Here is a 16,726-nt window from a genome sequence, read left to right on the forward strand (position 1 = left end):
AGTTACGTTCATCACTCGCCGTGGCGTCTTGCCGTGATTCGGCGGAAAAGGGCCCCATACTTAGGGTGATGCGGCCACTTTCCGCAGCCCCGGCCAGGCAAGGAGGAAGTGCATTGGAAACCCTGAAGAAGATTGTGCGGAACCAGTACTTTCCCGCCGGAGCTGTCCTCGCGGCGGTCATCCTCTTCTGGCTCGTGGCGATCCTTGGCGGGCTGTCCCTCCTGCACAACAACCAGCCGCCGTTGACCACCCTCACCTGGATGCTCTTCGTCTACACCGCTGCGGTGCTCACACCGCTCGCGGGCCTGCTGGCCGCTGTGGACCTTATCCGCCGCTGGCGCCGCAACCGCGCCGCCATGGCAAACCCCGCTGATGCGTTCGTCCCGGCTGAAAACGCTGTCAACGAGGACGGCGTTATCGAGTATGCCCTTGACGAGGAATCAGCCGGACAGGCCAACGTTGCCCCGGCTGCCCAAGCCACTGCCCGGGAATCCAGCGCCGCGGAACCGGCTGCCGGATCATCCGCCCAGGACTCTGCACCGTATGACCACGCCCAGTCCACCGCCCCCGAGGCGCGCGAGCATCAGGACCGCCCGGCCACTCCGCCGCGGCCGGCAGGCCAGCCCCTGGGTTCGGGAAAGAAGCCCAAGCAGCCCGGCGGCAGGCAGGCCGCCTAGCAGCCGGAAGGGCCGGCGTCGTACCCGTCCCGCAGCCGCCGGCTAGCGTCGGTGCAGCGCGCCCAGCACCTCTTCGGCCCGGCGCAGCGCGTGCCCCAGGCGCGAGGCCGGCTCGGGCAGCGAGAACAGGTAGCCCTGCAGCGAATCGCAGTCGAGTGCCGTGAGGTAGTCCGCCTGTGAGGCCGTCTCGATTCCCTCCGCGGTGACTGTCAGCCCCAGGCTGTGCGCCATGTTGATCATGGAGCTAAGGATGGGCAGGCGTTCGCTGCCGGTCCGCACCATGGACACAAAGGTCTTGTCGATCTTCACGGTGTCCACCGGCAGGTCCTGCAACCGCCCCAGCGAGGAATAGCCGGTGCCGAAGTCGTCCAGGGCAACCCGGGCGCCCGCATCCCGCAGCGTGCTGAGCTGCCTGATCAGGTCGCAGTCGGCGTGGAAGAACACGCTCTCGGTGACTTCCAGCACCAGCTGGCGGGTGGCCACGCCGTTGGTCTCCGCCAGGCCCAGCACCTTCGCGGCAAAATCGTGTTCCTGCAGCTGCACCCCGGACACGTTCACTGCCAGCGACCGTGCCGGGTCCTCGCCCAGCCAGTCCGCCAGCTGCGCCATCGCCTGGGCCATCACCTCAAGGCCGATGTCCCGGATCAGCCCCGTGCGTTCGGCCAGTGGAATGAAGTCCGACGGCGGCACCCGCCCGGCGCCGCGGTCCCACCGTGCGAGGGCCTCGAACTGGACCACCTGCCCGCTGCGGTGCGACACGATGGGCTGGAAATCCACCGAGATCTCCCCGCCCTGCAGGGCGAACTGCAGGCCGCTTTCCATGTCCGTCCGTTGCACCAGGGCAGCCATCATGTCCGGATGGAACCGCAGGAAGCGGTTTTTCCCGGCGGCCTTCGCCGCATACATGGCGATGTCCGCCTGGCGGAGCAGCTCCGACGGGCCAACCTCGTCCCGGCCCCGCGATGCCACTCCCAAGCTCAGGCTGGGGCGGAGCGCGCGGCCGCTGATGGTGACGGGGACGTGCAGGCAGCGGACAATGCACGCCGCGATGTCGTCCACGTTGGGGGAGGCCGTCAGGAGCACCACGAACTCATCGCCGCCCAGCCGTGCCACCACGTCCGCGGCGGGGACGCAGCCGCGAAGCCTGCGGGCCACTTCGATCAGCATGTCGTCCCCGGCCTGGTGGCCCAGGAGGTCGTTGACTTCCTTGAAGTCGTCCAGGTCCAGGAGCAGCACATCAACGGACTTGAGCCGGGGTTCCTGCAGCGACCCGGCCAGGGCGTCGTTGAACACGGCCCGGTTGGCCAGGCCGGTGAGCGGGTCCTGGAAGGCCATGACGCGCAGCTTTTCCGCCTGCTCCGCCAGGTCAAGCATCGCCTGGTGCGCTTGTTCCTGGGCCTTGCGGCGGGGAGTGACGTCCCGGAAGCTCCACACCCGCCCCACGACGTCCTCGCCCACCTTGTGGGGACGCGAATACCGTTCGAAGGTGCGGCCGTCCTTGAAGTCCACAACGTCGTGGCTCTCGGCGGTGGTGTTGCCCTGGACTTCCATGAGCCTGGCCAGGAACGTCCCTGGGTCTGTGAGCTGGCTGGTGATGCGCTCCATCACCGGGTCCGCGCTTTCGCCTTCCATGAGTTTGCGGGGAATGCCCCACATGGTGAGGAACTGATCGTTGTATCCCGCCACGGTGCCGTTGGAGCCCATCACCAGGATGCCGTCCGCGGTGGACTCCAGGGTGGACGTCAGCAGAGACATCGCCTGGCGAAGGTCCGCACTCGTGGCCTGCCGGTGCGAAGTACCCCGGACCGAGAGGAGGACCTGTGCCCTGGCCGGGACGCCGTCGTCGGGCGCGGTGTCCTTGGCGTCGCCGGCGCCGGCCGCTGCATTCCCGGGCAGCTGCCCGGGCCCGGCGGGAAAGAGGGACCCAGCCACTTCGGCGGAGAAGCTGGTGCCGTCGGCATGTACCCAGGCCACTTCCCGCGGGTGCGCGGCGGACCGGGCCAGGATCTGGTGGAAGAGCCTGTCCACCTCGGGGTGGGAGCGGTCATCCAGCAGCGTCCGGTAATCCAGGCCGGTAAGGAACCTGCGGTCCAGTCCAAAGAGGGTTGTTGCTGCCTTGTTGGCCAGGGTGATGGTGCCATCCGCCGCGAGGGCCAGGAAGGCATCCGGGCTGGCGTCAAGCATCGCCTCGAACGTCCGGACTGCCATTGTGCTTTCGTGGCTGGATTCAGCCATACCACCACCCCCTCGCACATCATAAGGTGCGAACTGCCGGGAATGGGGGCCAGCTTCACTACGGATTGGGCACGAATACCGGTTCCGGCCCGGAACGCAGAAACGCCGCCCCGCTGCCGGGACGGCGTTTCTGCGCTAGAGGATAGAGGGGCTCCTAGGCCCGGTGTCCGCTGCGGTTCATGACTGCGCCGTAGATCAGCAGGACCACGATGGATCCGAGGATGGCCAGCAGCCAGGTGCGGATATCGAAGAACTCGGCCAAGCCGCCACCGAAGATCAGGGACCCGATCCAGCCGCCAAGGATAGCGCCGACTACGCCGAGGACCATGGTCACCACCCAGCCGCCGCCCTGACGGCCTGGCAGGATGGCCTTTGCAATGGCGCCCGCAATCAGGCCCAAGATGAGAAATCCGAGAATGCCCATGCTGTCACTCCTTATTAGTAAGTTGTGCCGTGCCCCCATCTCCGGTTCCCTAATTCAATCAGCGTGCTTACTTCGCTGCAAGGCTTTCAATATCACAGGATGACTATCAGTTTTCCCGGTAAACACCCGCCTGAGCAGCCATCTTGGCCTGGCGGGGCGCCGTATTCCGGGCCTTCGATAGGATGGATTGTCCCGCTCAGCACATCCTTAGGAGCCCGGCATGTCCAGCCAGCAAACAGACCGTCCGCGCGCCATTTTCCTCGACATTGACGGGACATACGCGGACCATGGATTGGCCCCGGCAGCCCACGTGGATGCGGTGCAGGAAGTGCGCCGCCGCGGCCACCTGGTCTTCGTGTGCACCGGGCGTCCGCTGTCCATGGTGCCGGGCCACATCCTGGAGGCAGGGTTCGACGGCGTAATCACCGGCGCGGGTGCCCGGGTGGAAATGAACGGTGAGGTACTCAAGGACACCCGGTTCGAGCCCGACGTGGCGGCCCTTATCGTGGACACCCTGGACGCCCACGATGTCGCCTACATCCTGGAAGCTCCCGAAGCTTTGCGCGGCCGCACCGGGGTGGGCGAGCGGCTCCGGCGGATCCTGGATCCCGTCTTTGCCGGCCGTTCCCGGCACGACGGCGTCCTCAGCACCGACGTGGATCCCGTGGAGGACATCCTGGGGCCGGTCCAGTACAGCGACGACCTTCGAGGCGCGTCCTTCGCCAAGATTTCCTGCTTTGATTCCCCGGTACCGCTGACCGGCCTCATGGCTGGCCTCGGCCCGCAGGTGGGGCTTATCCCCAGTTCGCTGTCCGCCCTCGGCGATTCAGCCGGCGAGATCTTCATGGCCGGCACCCACAAGGCGGTGGGCATCCGGGTGGTGGAGGAACGCCTGGGCCTTCGCCGGGAGGACATTGTGGCCATCGGCGACAGCGCCAACGACATCGAAATGCTTGAGTACGCCGGGGTGGGCATCGCGGTGGAGGACGGCCATCCCGGCGTGCTCGCCGTCGCCGACCGGCTCACACCCGGCCCGGCCGGCAATGGCGTGGCGCTCGCCTTCGCCGGCCTGGGCCTCCTGGACTGATACGTCCACTGGCCGGACCGCGGGCTACGCCGACGCAGGGACAGGGGCGTCGGTAGGGTAAAAAGAACCCCCTGCCGCGGACGTGCCAAGGCCGCGCACCACCCAGCCCTCAGCCTGCCATGCCGCGGCGTCCAGTGCGTTGCGCGCATCCAGCAGCACCCGCCGTCGTACCAGGCTGCCTGCAACGGCCGGGGACAGCCGGCGGTACTCATCCCACTCGGTGAGGAGCAGCACCAGTTCTGCTTCTTCCAGGGCCCGGGTTGCGTTGGCCTCGAACCGCAGCCGGGGGTAACGCCGCCACGCGTTGTTCACGGCCTTGGGGTCCGTGACGGTCACGTGCGCTCCGGCCGCCGCGAGGCGGTCTGCCACGTCCAGGGCGGGGGAGTCGCGGATATCGTCCGTGTCCGGTTTGAAGGAGGCGCCCAGCACGGTGATGGTCCGGCCGGCCACGGTGCCGCCGCAGAGGTCCGCCGCCAGGTCCACCGTGCGCTGCCGCTGGCCAAGATTGACCGAGTCCACCAGCTGCATCCAGTCCGCCACGGCATCCACGCCGTGGCTTGTGGCCTGTGCCCGGAAACTGCGGATGTCCTTGGGCAGGCAGCCGCCGCCGAAGCCCAGCCCGGCATGCAGGTAACGGTTGCCGATCCGCGGATCCAGCCCCATTGCCTCGCTGAGTTCCGCCACGTCCGCGCCGGACGCATCGCACAGCTCCGACACCGCGTTGATGAAGCTGATCTTGGTGGCCAGGTACGCGTTGGACGCGGACTTGATGAGTTCTGCCGTGGCGCAACTGCAGACCTGCCGGGGAATGCCTGCGCGCAGCAGCGGCTCGTAGACCGCATCCAGGGCTGCCGCCACCCCCACGGGCGCGCCGGTGGACCGGTTGAAGGCCGCGGCTTTCCCGCCGTCCACGCCGTACACCAGGCGGTCCGGCACCAGCGAGTCCTTGACGGCTGTGCCCTGGCGGAGGAACTCCGGGTTCCAGCCCAGCAGGACATCGGGACGACGCCCCAGCACCCCGCGCAGCATGTCCACGGTGCCCACCGGCACCGTGGATTTACCCACGACGACGGCGCCCGCGGCCAGGTGCGGCAGCAGGGCCCGGGTGGCGGAGACCAGGTAGGACAGGTCGGCGGCATCGGAGGCCTTGTCCTGCGGGGTGCCCACGCACAGGAAGTGCATCTGGGCGCAGGCGGCATCCGCGATGTCGGTGGAGAACCGGAGCCGTCCGGTGGCGCTGCCGTCCTGCAGCAGCTCGTCAAGGCCCGGTTCGTGGAAGGGGGCTGCACCGCGGGCCAGCTGTTCCACTTTCGCGTGGTCCACGTCGATGCCAACAACTGAGTGGCCCATCGAGGCAAGGGTGGCCGCGTGCACGGCGCCCAGGTAGCCGCAGCCGATCACCGAAATTTTCATAGAGCTGCTCCCTTGGCTTTGTACGAACCGGACAGGACCGGCTGTTCTGCGATGACATCGGTGTAGTGGCAGATCAGTTCCGAGCACAGGGCCGGCCACGTGCGGGCCTGTACCGAGGCGTGAGCCGCGGCGGCGAACGCCCGGCGCTTGGCGTCGTCGCCCATCAGGTCCAGGACGTGGCCGCGCATGGCGGACAGGTCACCGGGCTCGTAGAGCCAGCCGGTCCGGGAGTTCTCCACCAGGTCCAGCGGTCCGCCGCGTCCCGTGGCCACCACCGGCACCCCCGATGCCATGGCTTCCTGGATGGTCTGGCAGAAGGTTTCGAACTCGCCCGGATGGACGAAGAGGTCAAAGGACGCCACCGCGCGGGCCAGGTCATCGCCGCCCAGGAACCCGGTAAAGACGGCTCCCGGGAGGGTTTCCTGCAGGGCTGCCCGCTGCGGTCCGTCACCTACGATCACCAGGGTGGTGTCCGGCATTCCGGCCAGGGCTGCGAGGTCCTCCACCTGTTTTTCCACGGCCAGCCTGCCCACGTAGCCGATGATCCGGTGGCCCGCCGGGGCCACCGAAGCCCGCCACCCGTCGTCGCGCTTGTCCGGCGAGAACCTGGCCGTGTCCACCCCGCGGCGCCACATCCGCACCCGGGGAATGCCGCGTCCGCGCAACTGGTTCAGCGCGAACGTGGAAGGCACCAGCGTCCTGGAAGCAAGCAGGTGGATATTCTCCACGCGGTTCCAGGCCCAGTTCTCAAGGAAGGGGACGCCGTACCGGGCCGCGTAGCCGGGAACCTCTGTCTGGTAAACCGCGACGGCGGGGATGCCAAGCTGGGCGGCCGCCTGGGCTGCCCGCCAGCCGAGGACGAACGGCGAGGCCAGGTGGACGACGTCCGGTGCGTAGTCGGCAAGGATTCGCTTGACCCGGTACACACCGCCCATCGCCACCCGGACATTCGCGTACCCCGCAAGCGGGACCGCCGGAAGCCGGTGGATCTCGGCGCCCTTGACATGGTCCTCCGCACCGCCGTCGTGCGTTGACGGCGCAATGACCAGGACCTCGTCGCCCCGCTCCTGCAGATGGTCCAGCACCCGCAGGATGGAGTGCGTGACCCCGTTCATCAGTGGCAGGAATGATTCAGCAACAATTGCGATCCTCACCCCTCCACGGTGGGTGCCGGCCCTGACGCGGCGGGGATGAAGGCATGGCCCGGAGGGAAAGGTTCGGTGAACATCAGGGAGTGCGCCATCGCGGGTCTTTTGTAAAAATTACTAAGCAGACTTCCCATTTGATGCTAAGCATGCTTACTGTAGTGGAGCAGCCAGCGCAGTGCCTCAAGCAACGGGGTGGGAGCCGAAGACCGGGGGAATCCCGTGCCGGAAAATCCGCAGCTGGCGCATGCCCAGTGCAACGATCATCCAAGGAGAAGTCATGCTCAACCGGGAGAACATTGAGACCCTGCTCCACAAGGGCGGCAACGTCATCGGAGCCGACGGCGACAAGATCGGTTCGATTGGCCAGCTCTACGCAGACGACGACACGGGTGAGCCCACCTGGGTCACCGTCAAGACGGGCCTCTTCGGCACGTCCCAGTCCTTCATCCCTGTCGAGGGCGCGCGCAGCCAGGACCATGACCTGGTGGTCCCGTACACCAAGGACCATGTGAAGGACGCCCCGCGCGTTGACGTCGACGGCCACCTCACCCCCGAGGAAGAGGACAGGCTGTACACGCACTACGACCGTGGGGCCACCACGTACTCGGAGTCGCAGGACAATACGCGCAACGACGTCGACCTCCAGGGCGATGCCGACCTGAATGCCGGGACGCCCACCGCCGGTGTCACGGGCGGCGGCGACGCCGGCCGCGAACGGGACTACGACGGCGGCCGCGGCGTTGGGCAGGACACCTCCGGCCCCAATACTGACGACGCGATGACGCGGTCCGAGGAACGTCTGAACGTCGGCACCGAACGCGAAGCAACCGGCCGCGTCCGCCTGCGGAAGTACGTGACCACGGAGAATGTCACCAAGACCGTCCCGGTCCAGCGCGAGGAGGTCCGGCTGGAGCGTGAACCAATCACGGACGAAAACCGCGGCGCGGCACTCTCCGGACCGGACATCAGCGAGGAGGAGCACGAGGTGATCCTCCACGAGGAGCGCCCCGTGGTGGAGAAGGAAGCCGTTCCGGTGGAACGGGTCCGGCTCGACAAGGAAGTGGTCCAGGACGACGTCACCGTGAGTGAGGAAGTCCGCAAGGAGCACATCGACGCGGACGGCCTGGACGGCGACCGACGCACCGGCCACGACAAGCGTCTCTGATATAGCGCGCACCACCGGAGCCACGTAGCAGCGTCGAACGCCTCGACGCCGGACTGCTCCGGGAGAGGGTATGCGGATCCTGCGAATGCCGGGAGTCCCTTCGGGGGCTCCCGGCATTCGTGTGCCTGCACTCCGGGGGCCTGTCGCTGGCGGGCAGTCCGGGCCCGGCGTGACACCATGGATCACGATGAAACTGCGCGCTGACCAGACCGGAGACCGTGGCCTTCCCATGCCCTTGTGGCTGCAGGGAGCTATTGAAACAGCGCAGGCGGCGATCATCTCGGCGCTGGCCGTGCTGGTTCCCATCATTGCCGTGTGGGCAACGGCGGGCTTCCAGGACGACGGGTTTGAGACGCTGGCCCGGCTCGCCGGCCAGTCCTGGCTCCTGGTGCACGGTGTCCCGCTGGAACTGGCAGCCGCCGGATCCACCGCCGCGTCCCACACCGGCTCAGGCCTGCTGACGCTGGTGCCCCTCGGCCTGACACTGATCCCGTTCCTGCTCGCCTGGCGGGCGGGGCGACGCCTGGCCCGGGCCTCCTACACGGACCAGTTGTGGCAGGCGCTGCTGGGATCATGGGTGGTCTACTCGGCGTTCGGCGTGGCCACCGGTTTCGTCTGCCGCACTCCGGACGTCGGCATCAACCTCGGTTACGCCATGGTGGTTCCCCTGATCCCATTCGCCCTGGGCATGGTCATCGGCGCCCGCCGCGAAGCCGGATCGTGGAGCCGGCTGATCGGTGTGGACGCCGTCGACTGGATCTCGCGGACCAGCCAGCATTCACGGTGGGCAGGGTCCTACCTCGCCTCGGTGGTGAAGGCCGGGTTTGTGGCGGTTGCTGCTGCCCTGGCACTGGCCGCGGTGCTGCTGGCGGTGGACCTGTTCGTCCACTGGAACCTGGTGCTGGCGGTCTATGAAGCGCTCGACGCCGGTGCAGCCGGAGGCGCGGCGCTCACCGTCGCGCAGCTCGGCTACCTTCCCAACCTGGTGGTCTTCGCCCTCGCCTGGACCTCGGGCTCCGGCTTCGCCATGGGCGTCGGTTCCCAGGTGGGCCCGCTGGGTACCGCCGTCGGGCCCCTGCCGTCCATCCCGGTTCTGGCTGCCATTCCCGCCGGAGCCCTGGACTACGCCTTCGTGGCCCTTATGGTGCCGGTCATCGCCGGCGTGCTGTCCGGCTGGTGGTTCCTCCGGGAAGGCGAAAACCACTTCGACGAGTGGCTCTCCATCAAGGTCCACGCCCGCTGGTTCACAGCCTCGGTGTCCACCCTGGTCCTGGGAGTCTTGGCAGGGGTGGCTGCGGGACTCCTGGCCATGGGGCTGGCCTGGCTTGCCCGCGGCTCGGCCGGCATCGGCCGGTTGACCGAGATTGGTCCGGACCCTTTGTGGACGGGAGTCTGGCTGGCCGCGGAGGTGGGTGCCGGCGTCGTGATCGGTTACGCTGCCGGGCCATGGCTTGAACGTGAGCGGGCCGTGTCGGAAGACGACGCGGAACTGGTCCACTAGCTGCGAAAAGCGGGCCCCGTGGGTCCTTGGCCTGTCAGCAAAGGCGCGGCTACGGCGCCTGGCGGGGGAGCGATCCCTCCAGCTGCACTTGGCAGCTCCGCTGTGCCTGGTCCGTGAGCGCACGGTTCACGCACGCCTGGTACTCCGCTGCCTGGTTGAAGAACAGGGCCGAGGCCAGGGTCAGCACCACCATGCCCGCGGTCACCATCAGGCCGCAGATGGTGGCAAACAGAACCAGCCGCGACTCCTTCGAACGGAACCACCGGATCAACAGGACGATGCCCAGGGCCAGCGCGGCAATGGTCAGGATTCCCGTTAGCCAGAGATAACGGACGTCCAGCTGGTAGACGAAGAACGACCCCAGCACGGACACGATGAACATCCGGAACAGTGTGAGGGTCTTGGCCTTGTAGGCCTTTGCAGCCTCGCTGAGCGGCGGTTTTGTCCGCTGGGGCCCGGCCGGTTCCGGTGTGGAGTTCATGTTTTCCAGCCTACGCGAGCCTGCCCATAAGCTAGACGCATGCGCATCGTAGTCCTCGTTTCCGGTACCGGCTCCAACCTCCAGGCTGTCATTGACGCGGTCAAGGCGGGGGAGCTGGACGTGGACATCGCCGCAGTCGGAGCTGACAGGCCCGGCACCTTCGGTGTGGAACGCTCGGCTGCTGCCGGGATCCCCACGTTCGTGGTGGACTTCAAGGACTATGCGGACCGGGCTGAGTGGAACGCCGCACTGACCAAAGAGGTGGCCGCGTTCCAGCCGGACGTGGTGGTGTCCTCCGGGTTCATGCGGATCGTCAGCCCGGAATTCATCGACGCTTTCGGCGGCAAGTACCTCAACACCCACCCTGCCCTGCTTCCGGCGTTCCCCGGTGCCCACGGCGTCCGCGACGCGATGGGCTACGGGGTCAAGGTCACTGGCTGCACGGTGCACTGGGCCGACGCCGGCGTGGACACCGGCCCCATCATCGCCCAGGAAGCAGTGGTTATCGAGGACGCCGACACCGAAGAGACCCTGCACGAGCGCATCAAGGTAGTGGAGCGCCGGCTGCTGGTATCCACCCTGGCCACCCTCGCCGCTGCCTCCTGACCCGGTCCGCGCACGTCACCCCCCAACTCTCCCTCCCCACCCCAACTAGGTCGCAATTGTTGTCGTTTTGAGCCTTCAGAACGACAACAACTGCCAGTCAGTTGGCAGTAGGCGCACTTAGCCTGTGGATAACACGATCCTGTGGTGAAGGTTTTGCAAGTATGTTGCCGTGAAGACCCCTCGCCCGCTGCCCACGCCACTTGCCGACCTGCCGTTCACATTCCAGGACGCGGTCGACGCCGGCGTGAGCCTCAGGCGGCTGCGTCACGTCGCGCTGACCTCACCTAGCCGCGGTATACGGGTTCCGGACGACGGCATGCTCCCCGGTCCGGGCTCTAGCCCCGGACCTGAGTTCGTGGCGCCGTACGCGGGAATCACGGCATGTTCGGCTGCGTCGCATGCAACGGCGTTTACCTTTTGGGGGTTTCCTGGCTTTCTGCCCGGCGAAAGCTCCCTGATACACCTTTCCAGGCCTGACACGATGGCGATTCCACGCCGCAGGGGAGTTGTGGGCCACGTGGGGCAGTTCTTCGATGACGAGATCGTTTGCGTGGACGGGTTGCTGGTGACGAGCAGGTCACGCACATGGCTGGACAATGCCCGGCGAATGAGCGTTGACGAGATCACGGTTGTGGCGGACCACCTCATCCGCGTACCTCGGCCGGTCTTTGAGGCCAGAACGAAGCCGCACTGCACCCTTGAGGATCTGGCGGAGATGCTGGACCGGCATAAGGGGACGCCTGGGATCAGGAAAGCCAGAATTGCCCTCGAACGCGCCCGGGTGGGCTCCGATTCCGCTCCGGAAACGCGGCTCCGGCTGGCCCTGGAGGACGCTGGCCTGCCCGAACCCATGCTGAACGTTCCCACTCAACTGCGGGCCGCCGTCGTACGCCAACCTGACCTGAGCTACCCGGAACAGAAGGTGGCGGTAGAGTACGACGGCGATGCGCACTCCTCTCGGGAACAGATTGTCCGTGATATCGCTCGCGAGGAGGATTTCACCACTGGCGGCTGGGTCCTCGTCAGGGTCTCCAAACGCCACATGGAAAACGACGGCAGGGCCGCCGTCTCCAAAGTGAGGGCTGCGTTGCGCGGCAGAGGCTGGTCACCGATCCTTTGAGGCGTAGCCCGCCAAGACGCCGGCCGTAGGCCCAGGGCGAAGCTATCGGGGAGTGTGGTGTCGAAGCAGCCGGAGCTTCCGAACAGTACGTACTCTCTTTATCGCGAAACGCCATGAGTCCAGATCGCTCGGCGGATGTTTCATGGGGGATGCGGATGCCAGCCAGGCGGATTTTCGTGCCCTCCGCTGCCAGACGAGCAGCCAAGCGCCCGAAGAAACTACTGATGCATGGTAAAGCCAGCTTGGCAGCGTATCTGGACTCAATTGAAGAACTGCCAAGACTTGATCGTCGTACGCCACAAGAGCGGTGACCACAACGAGCACTGTTACTGATGCTGCGTACGACATGAATCTGACCCGGGACTCCGCAGTCTCCAGAAGGTCCTGAGTGTGAACCCTGAGGGCCATGTGGAACCTGGAATTCGCTTCCGCTTCGCGTTGTTGCGCAGTCCTGGCATCAGCAAGCGCCTCTGAGCGCTGGGACTCAAGAATCTCAGTGCGCTTTTCCCTGGAGGCGCGGTCGGCTTCCTTGGCGGCCTGGTGCGCCTGGTGGACCTCCCGTGCAGCCGCCTGACGCGTGGTCTTCACCTGCTGCCGCCGCTGGAAAGATAGCTCGTTGGCGATAGCCTCACCCGCAGCTGTGGGGGTTGTGAAGGACAACGTGGCAGCCCGGTCAGCCAGCGAAACATCGGAGTCATGCCCCACCGCCGTTGCTACAGGGACGCGCGACGCTTTAATAGCGAGCGCGAGGTCGGCGCGCTGATAGCCGCGAAGCCACCTCCAGTGGCCGCCGCCCTGGACCAGCAGGACCAAATCCAGGTTCAACTCCTGGGCCTCCTGAAGGTGCGCTTGGAACACTCCGATCTGGGCAGCTGCGGTCCAGGAAAAGGGCCGGTAGAAAACTTCAGGCGAAGTACTTCTACTGTTCCAAAGACGACGTTGCAGATCCCCAACTCCCTTCGCGTTGGCAGGGCCTACAACCATCACACGTTCAGGCTTGCAGCCAAGATTTTTGAATGCATGCTCCGGATTGTCGTGCCTGAACTCTTTGGTAAGGCGGCTCCTGGGCACGCCTGCCGCCCTGAGTAAAGCGATCGACTTTTTTCCTTCGAGGTAAAGATCGCCACGGCGGACGAAGCCGGGCTCGATCGCCGTGACCCTGACACCGATCGTGCCCTCGGCGTCAAGCCACAGAGTGCCTTTTAGTGTGAGCACCATGCCTTCCGACATGGCGTTTCCTATCGACGATCCGGCTGTGCTGAGCATGGCGTCGATCCCAGGAACCATGTTTTCCCAGACGACGCAGGAGAGAATTTCTGCTCCCTTTGGAGACACCGAGACGAGATCGAAATTCCAGCTGCCGTTGGTTTTCCTTGGGGCCATGCACTCGCCGCTTATGGTGATTTCGCCGTGTTGAACACGGGTTCCCACCCAGCCACGGACTTGGCTGACAGAATTCCCAGGCGAAATTGATGTCGGCTTCTGATCTCGACTCACACGGCCTCCCCAACCTTTGGCCGGAACGGTCTCCGGCATCCGATGCGGAGCCTAGCGGCGACCTAGGACATGTGCGAGTCAAAAATTCCCTTCTGCAGCGCAACTGACTCGCAGTTGTTGTCGTTTTGAGCGCTCAAAACGACAACAACTGCGAGTCAGTTGGGAGGTGGGGGAAGGTTGGGGCTGCCGGTCAGTCGAGGCGGCGCTGGCGGGTTTCGGGGGAGAAGAAGGCCATCCACAGCACTGCCAGCAGCACCAGGCCGCCGGCCAGGGCGAAGGACGTAGCCAGGCCCAGCTCAGGCCAGAAGTAGTTGGCGAAAATCAGCGGACCGAAACCGGCGCCCAGACGCGAGAACGTGGATGCCCAGCCAAAGCCGGTGCCGCGCAGCTCAGTGGGGTAAAGTTCCGACACGTAGGCGTACAGCACCGGTATGGCCACCTGCACCACGAACCCGAACACCAGCAGCCAGAACACCGCTGCAGACGGGATGTCCACCACGAACGCCACGATCACCAGCGTCAGTGCGGACAGCGGGCCGGTGATCGCAAGGATCCATTTGCGGCCCACGCGTTCCACCAGCAGGGCGGCAACGATGACGCCCAGGAGCCCGACGGCGGCCATGGACGCCGTGGTGACGAACGCCTTGTATTCGGCGAAGCCTGCGCCAATGAGGATCCGTGGCATCCACGTCAGTGACAGGTAGTAGACCAGCAGGATGCTGAAGAACAGGGCCCACGCGGCGGTGGTGATCTTCCAGTTGAACTGCCACACCGACCGCAGCTGGGTCCAGGCGCTGCCGGCGGAGAGCCGGGGTACGTCCTTCGCATCCGGCAGGCTGTAGGCCCGGGCTTCGGCGCCCGTGGCTGCCACCAGGCCGTCGATGACCTTCGCAGCCTCGTCCCGCCGGCCCTTGCGGATGAGGAACAGCGGTGACTCCGGCACGCTTCGCCGGACCCAGAACACCAGCAGCGCAGGCAGGACCATGACCAGCATGGTCAGCCGCCAGTCACCGTAGAGAGCCACCAGGCCAGCGGAAACGAAACCCGCCAGGGCAGCGCCCACCGGCCACCAGCCATCCATGGCGGTGAGTACTTTGCCGCGCTGCTTCCGGGGAGTGAACTCACCCACCAGTGCATAGTCCACCGGAATGCAGCCGCCCAGGCCAAAGCCGGCCAGGAACCTGAAGACACAAAACCAGATGAAGTCCGGGGCGAAGGCGCCGGCCACGGTGAAGACGGCGAACAGCAGCAGCGTGGCGGTGAACGCCTTCTTCCGGCCGATGGTGTCCGCGATGGTGCCCCAGATGAAGGCCCCCAAAGCCATGCCAATCAGGTTCGACGTCCCCACCCACGCCACCTCGCCGGGGGACAGTGCCCAATGCTTTGACAGCAGGGGAATCAGAATGCCGTTGAGCGTCACATCCCACGCGTCAAACATGAATCCGAGGCCGCCGATCAGGAAGATCCGCCCCTGGACTTTCCATCGCCAGGGCAGTTCCTGGACCACCTGTTCGCCGCTGGGCACAGTGGTGTAAGTGTTCATTGCCGCCTCCTTCTGAAACTTTAGCCCCGCCCACCGGCGTTCACACTCCGGCGGACACTCGGGGCAACGTGCGCTACGCGATAAACTGGCCCTATCCCCACCAACCGCGGCACTGAACCGCGAGATAAGACGGAGACATTTGTGAGCTTCACGCAGCATGAGCGCGTATCCATTGACCGTGTACCCATCCGCCGGGCCCTGATCTCGGTTTACGACAAGACCGGCCTGGAGGAGCTCGCCACAGGCCTGCACGCAGCGGGTGTGAAGCTGGTCTCCACCGGTTCCACCGCGAAGAAGATCGCTGCTGCGGGCATCCCCGTGCAGGAGGTTGAGGAAGTCACCGGTTCCCCGGAAATGCTGGACGGCCGCGTCAAGACGCTGCACCCCCGTGTCCACGGCGGCATCCTGGCAGACCGCCGCGTCCCCGCCCACATGGAGACGCTCGAAAGCATGGATATCGAGGCCTTCGACCTGGTGGTGGTGAACCTCTACCCGTTCGTGGAGACCGTCAAGTCCGGTGCCGCGCAGGACGACGTTGTCGAGCAGATCGACATCGGAGGCCCCGCCATGGTGCGCTCGGCCGCGAAGAACCATGCCGCCGTCGCCATCGTGGTGGACCCGTCCTTCTACGGCCAGGTGGTGGCTGCTGCCGCCGCGGGCGGTTTCGACCTGAAGACCCGCCGCCGCCTCGCCGCCAAGGCTTTCGCGCACACGGCGTCCTACGACAACGCCGTGGCCACCTGGACTGCCAGCCAGTTCCTTGATGAAGACGGCGACGGCATCATCGACTGGCCTGCCTACGCCGGAATGTCCCTGGAACGTTCCGAGGTGCTGCGTTACGGCGAGAACCCCCACCAGCAGGCTGCGCTCTACGTGGACAAGGCTGCCCCGGTGGGCATCGCCCAGGCCGACCAGCTGCACGGCAAGGCCATGAGCTACAACAACTTTGTTGACGCCGACGCCGCCCTGCGCGCCGCCTTCGATTTCAGCGAGCCGGCCGTGGCCATCATCAAGCACGCCAACCCGTGCGGCGTTGCCGTCGGTTCGGCAGACGCCGCGGACCCCATCGCCGACGCCCACGCCAAGGCCCACGCCTGCGACCCCGTGTCCGCGTTCGGCGGCGTCATCGCAGCCAACCGCCCGGTCACGGCGGCCATGGCCAACACCGTGAAGGACATCTTCACCGAGGTTGTCATCGCGCCCGGTTTCGAGCCCGAGGCCGTGGAGATCCTCTCCAAGAAGAAGAACATCCGGCTGCTCGCCCTGCCCGAGGGCTACGGCCGCTACCCCACGGAGTTCCGCCAGGTTTCCGGCGGCATGCTGGTCCAGGTCAGCGACAAGGTGGACGCCGACGGCGACAACCCCGCCAACTGGACGCTCGCCGCGGGCGAAGCCGCCGATGAGAAGACCCTCGCGGACCTCGCCTTCGCCTGGACCGCCTGCCGTGCAGCAAAGTCCAACGCCATCCTCCTCGCGGACCACGGCGCAGCAGTCGGCATCGGCATGGGCCAGGTCAACCGCCTCGACTCCTGCAAGCTGGCCGTGGAACGCGCCAACACGCTGGGCCTGCAGGTGGATTCCGACGTCGACGGTGCCGGGGGTGCCTCCAACGCCACCGGTACCGGCGCACCCCGGCGTGCCCAGGGCGCCGTGGCAGCTTCGGATGCCTTCTTCCCGTTCGCTGACGGGCTGCAGATCCTGATCGACGCCGGCGTCCGCGCCGTCGTGCAGCCCGGCGGTTCCGTCCGCGACGAGGAAGTCATCGCTGCGGCCAACGCAGCCGGCATCTCCATGTACTTCACGGGGGCGCGCCACTTCTTCCACTGAGC

General features: G+C 66.2%; 14 protein-coding genes. 7 read left to right on the forward strand and 7 right to left on the reverse strand.

Features of this window, described 5'->3' with window-relative positions:
- The first annotated feature begins 113 nt into the window (after positions 1 to 113).
- Positions 114 to 677 carry a hypothetical protein gene (locus BLT71_RS20750; RefSeq protein ID WP_231994472.1) on the forward strand — a complete coding sequence of 188 codons (564 nt, stop codon included), beginning with the start codon at positions 114 to 116 and terminating at the stop codon, positions 675 to 677.
- A 42-nt stretch (positions 678 to 719) separates the two neighbouring features.
- On the opposite strand, the gene BLT71_RS07210 is transcribed toward BLT71_RS20750, so the two are convergent.
- Positions 720 to 2,912 (reverse strand): putative bifunctional diguanylate cyclase/phosphodiesterase, encoded by a 2,193-nt coding sequence (locus BLT71_RS07210; RefSeq protein WP_091718836.1) that lies wholly within the window; start codon positions 2,910 to 2,912, stop codon positions 720 to 722.
- Positions 2,913 to 3,066: 154 nt separating this feature from the next.
- On the reverse strand, positions 3,067 to 3,336 hold the full coding sequence (locus BLT71_RS07215; RefSeq protein ID WP_015936364.1) for a GlsB/YeaQ/YmgE family stress response membrane protein: 270 nt from the start codon (positions 3,334 to 3,336) through the stop codon (positions 3,067 to 3,069).
- A 220-nt stretch (positions 3,337 to 3,556) separates the two neighbouring features.
- On the opposite strand from BLT71_RS07215, the gene BLT71_RS07220 reads away from it, so the two are divergent.
- On the forward strand, positions 3,557 to 4,423 hold the full coding sequence (locus BLT71_RS07220) for an HAD hydrolase family protein (RefSeq protein ID WP_091718838.1): 867 nt from the start codon (positions 3,557 to 3,559) through the stop codon (positions 4,421 to 4,423).
- Positions 4,424 to 4,447: 24 nt separating this feature from the next.
- Here the strand turns inward: BLT71_RS07220 and BLT71_RS07225 are convergent, their stop codons facing one another.
- Positions 4,448 to 5,836: a UDP-glucose dehydrogenase family protein gene (locus tag BLT71_RS07225; protein WP_091718840.1), complete on the reverse strand. Its 1,389-nt coding sequence runs from the start codon at positions 5,834 to 5,836 to the stop codon at positions 4,448 to 4,450.
- Positions 5,833 to 6,990, reverse strand: a complete 1,158-nt coding sequence (locus BLT71_RS07230; RefSeq protein ID WP_172829927.1) for a glycosyltransferase family 4 protein — start codon at positions 6,988 to 6,990, stop codon at positions 5,833 to 5,835. Before BLT71_RS07230 ends, BLT71_RS07225 begins: the two co-directional genes overlap by 4 nt.
- A 271-nt stretch (positions 6,991 to 7,261) precedes the next feature.
- Between BLT71_RS07230 and BLT71_RS07235 the strand changes: the two genes are divergently transcribed.
- The gene (locus BLT71_RS07235; protein ID WP_091718842.1) at positions 7,262 to 8,149 is read left to right on the forward strand and encodes a DUF2382 domain-containing protein; all 888 of its coding nucleotides are present in this window, start codon (positions 7,262 to 7,264) and stop codon (positions 8,147 to 8,149) included.
- 187 nt (positions 8,150 to 8,336) lie between these two features.
- A complete protein-coding gene (locus BLT71_RS07240) occupies positions 8,337 to 9,650 on the forward strand; it encodes a cell division protein PerM (protein ID WP_091718844.1) in 1,314 nt (437 codons plus the stop codon).
- 49 nt (positions 9,651 to 9,699) lie between these two features.
- Here BLT71_RS07240 and BLT71_RS07245 read toward each other — a convergent pair whose 3' ends face one another.
- The gene (locus BLT71_RS07245; protein WP_091718846.1) at positions 9,700 to 10,131 is read right to left on the reverse strand and encodes a hypothetical protein; all 432 of its coding nucleotides are present in this window, start codon (positions 10,129 to 10,131) and stop codon (positions 9,700 to 9,702) included.
- Between the two features lie 39 nt (positions 10,132 to 10,170).
- On the opposite strand from BLT71_RS07245, the gene purN reads away from it, so the two are divergent.
- Together purN and BLT71_RS07255 are read left to right on the forward strand one after the other, a co-directional pair.
- Entirely contained in the window at positions 10,171 to 10,737 is a 567-nt protein-coding gene (gene purN / locus BLT71_RS07250; RefSeq protein ID WP_091718848.1) for a phosphoribosylglycinamide formyltransferase, read from the forward strand.
- A gap of 481 nt (positions 10,738 to 11,218) precedes the next feature.
- Entirely contained in the window at positions 11,219 to 11,857 is a 639-nt protein-coding gene (locus tag BLT71_RS07255; protein ID WP_231994473.1) for an endonuclease domain-containing protein, read from the forward strand.
- 42 nt (positions 11,858 to 11,899) lie between these two features.
- On the opposite strand, the gene BLT71_RS07260 is transcribed toward BLT71_RS07255, so the two are convergent.
- Together BLT71_RS07260 and BLT71_RS07265 are read right to left on the reverse strand one after the other, a co-directional pair.
- Positions 11,900 to 13,288 carry an exodeoxyribonuclease VII large subunit gene (locus BLT71_RS07260; protein ID WP_172829928.1) on the reverse strand — a complete coding sequence of 463 codons (1,389 nt, stop codon included), beginning with the start codon at positions 13,286 to 13,288 and terminating at the stop codon, positions 11,900 to 11,902.
- Between the two features lie 256 nt (positions 13,289 to 13,544).
- Positions 13,545 to 14,897, reverse strand: a complete 1,353-nt coding sequence (locus BLT71_RS07265) for an MFS transporter (RefSeq protein ID WP_056082135.1) — start codon at positions 14,895 to 14,897, stop codon at positions 13,545 to 13,547.
- 141 nt (positions 14,898 to 15,038) lie between these two features.
- Between BLT71_RS07265 and purH the strand changes: the two genes are divergently transcribed.
- Positions 15,039 to 16,724, forward strand: a complete 1,686-nt coding sequence (gene purH, locus BLT71_RS07270; protein WP_091718854.1) for a bifunctional phosphoribosylaminoimidazolecarboxamide formyltransferase/IMP cyclohydrolase — start codon at positions 15,039 to 15,041, stop codon at positions 16,722 to 16,724.
- Positions 16,725 to 16,726: the final 2 nt, after the last annotated feature.

Origin of the sequence: Pseudarthrobacter equi, assembly GCF_900105535.1 — a bacterium.
GTDB classification, from domain to species: domain Bacteria; phylum Actinomycetota; class Actinomycetes; order Actinomycetales; family Micrococcaceae; genus Arthrobacter; species Arthrobacter equi.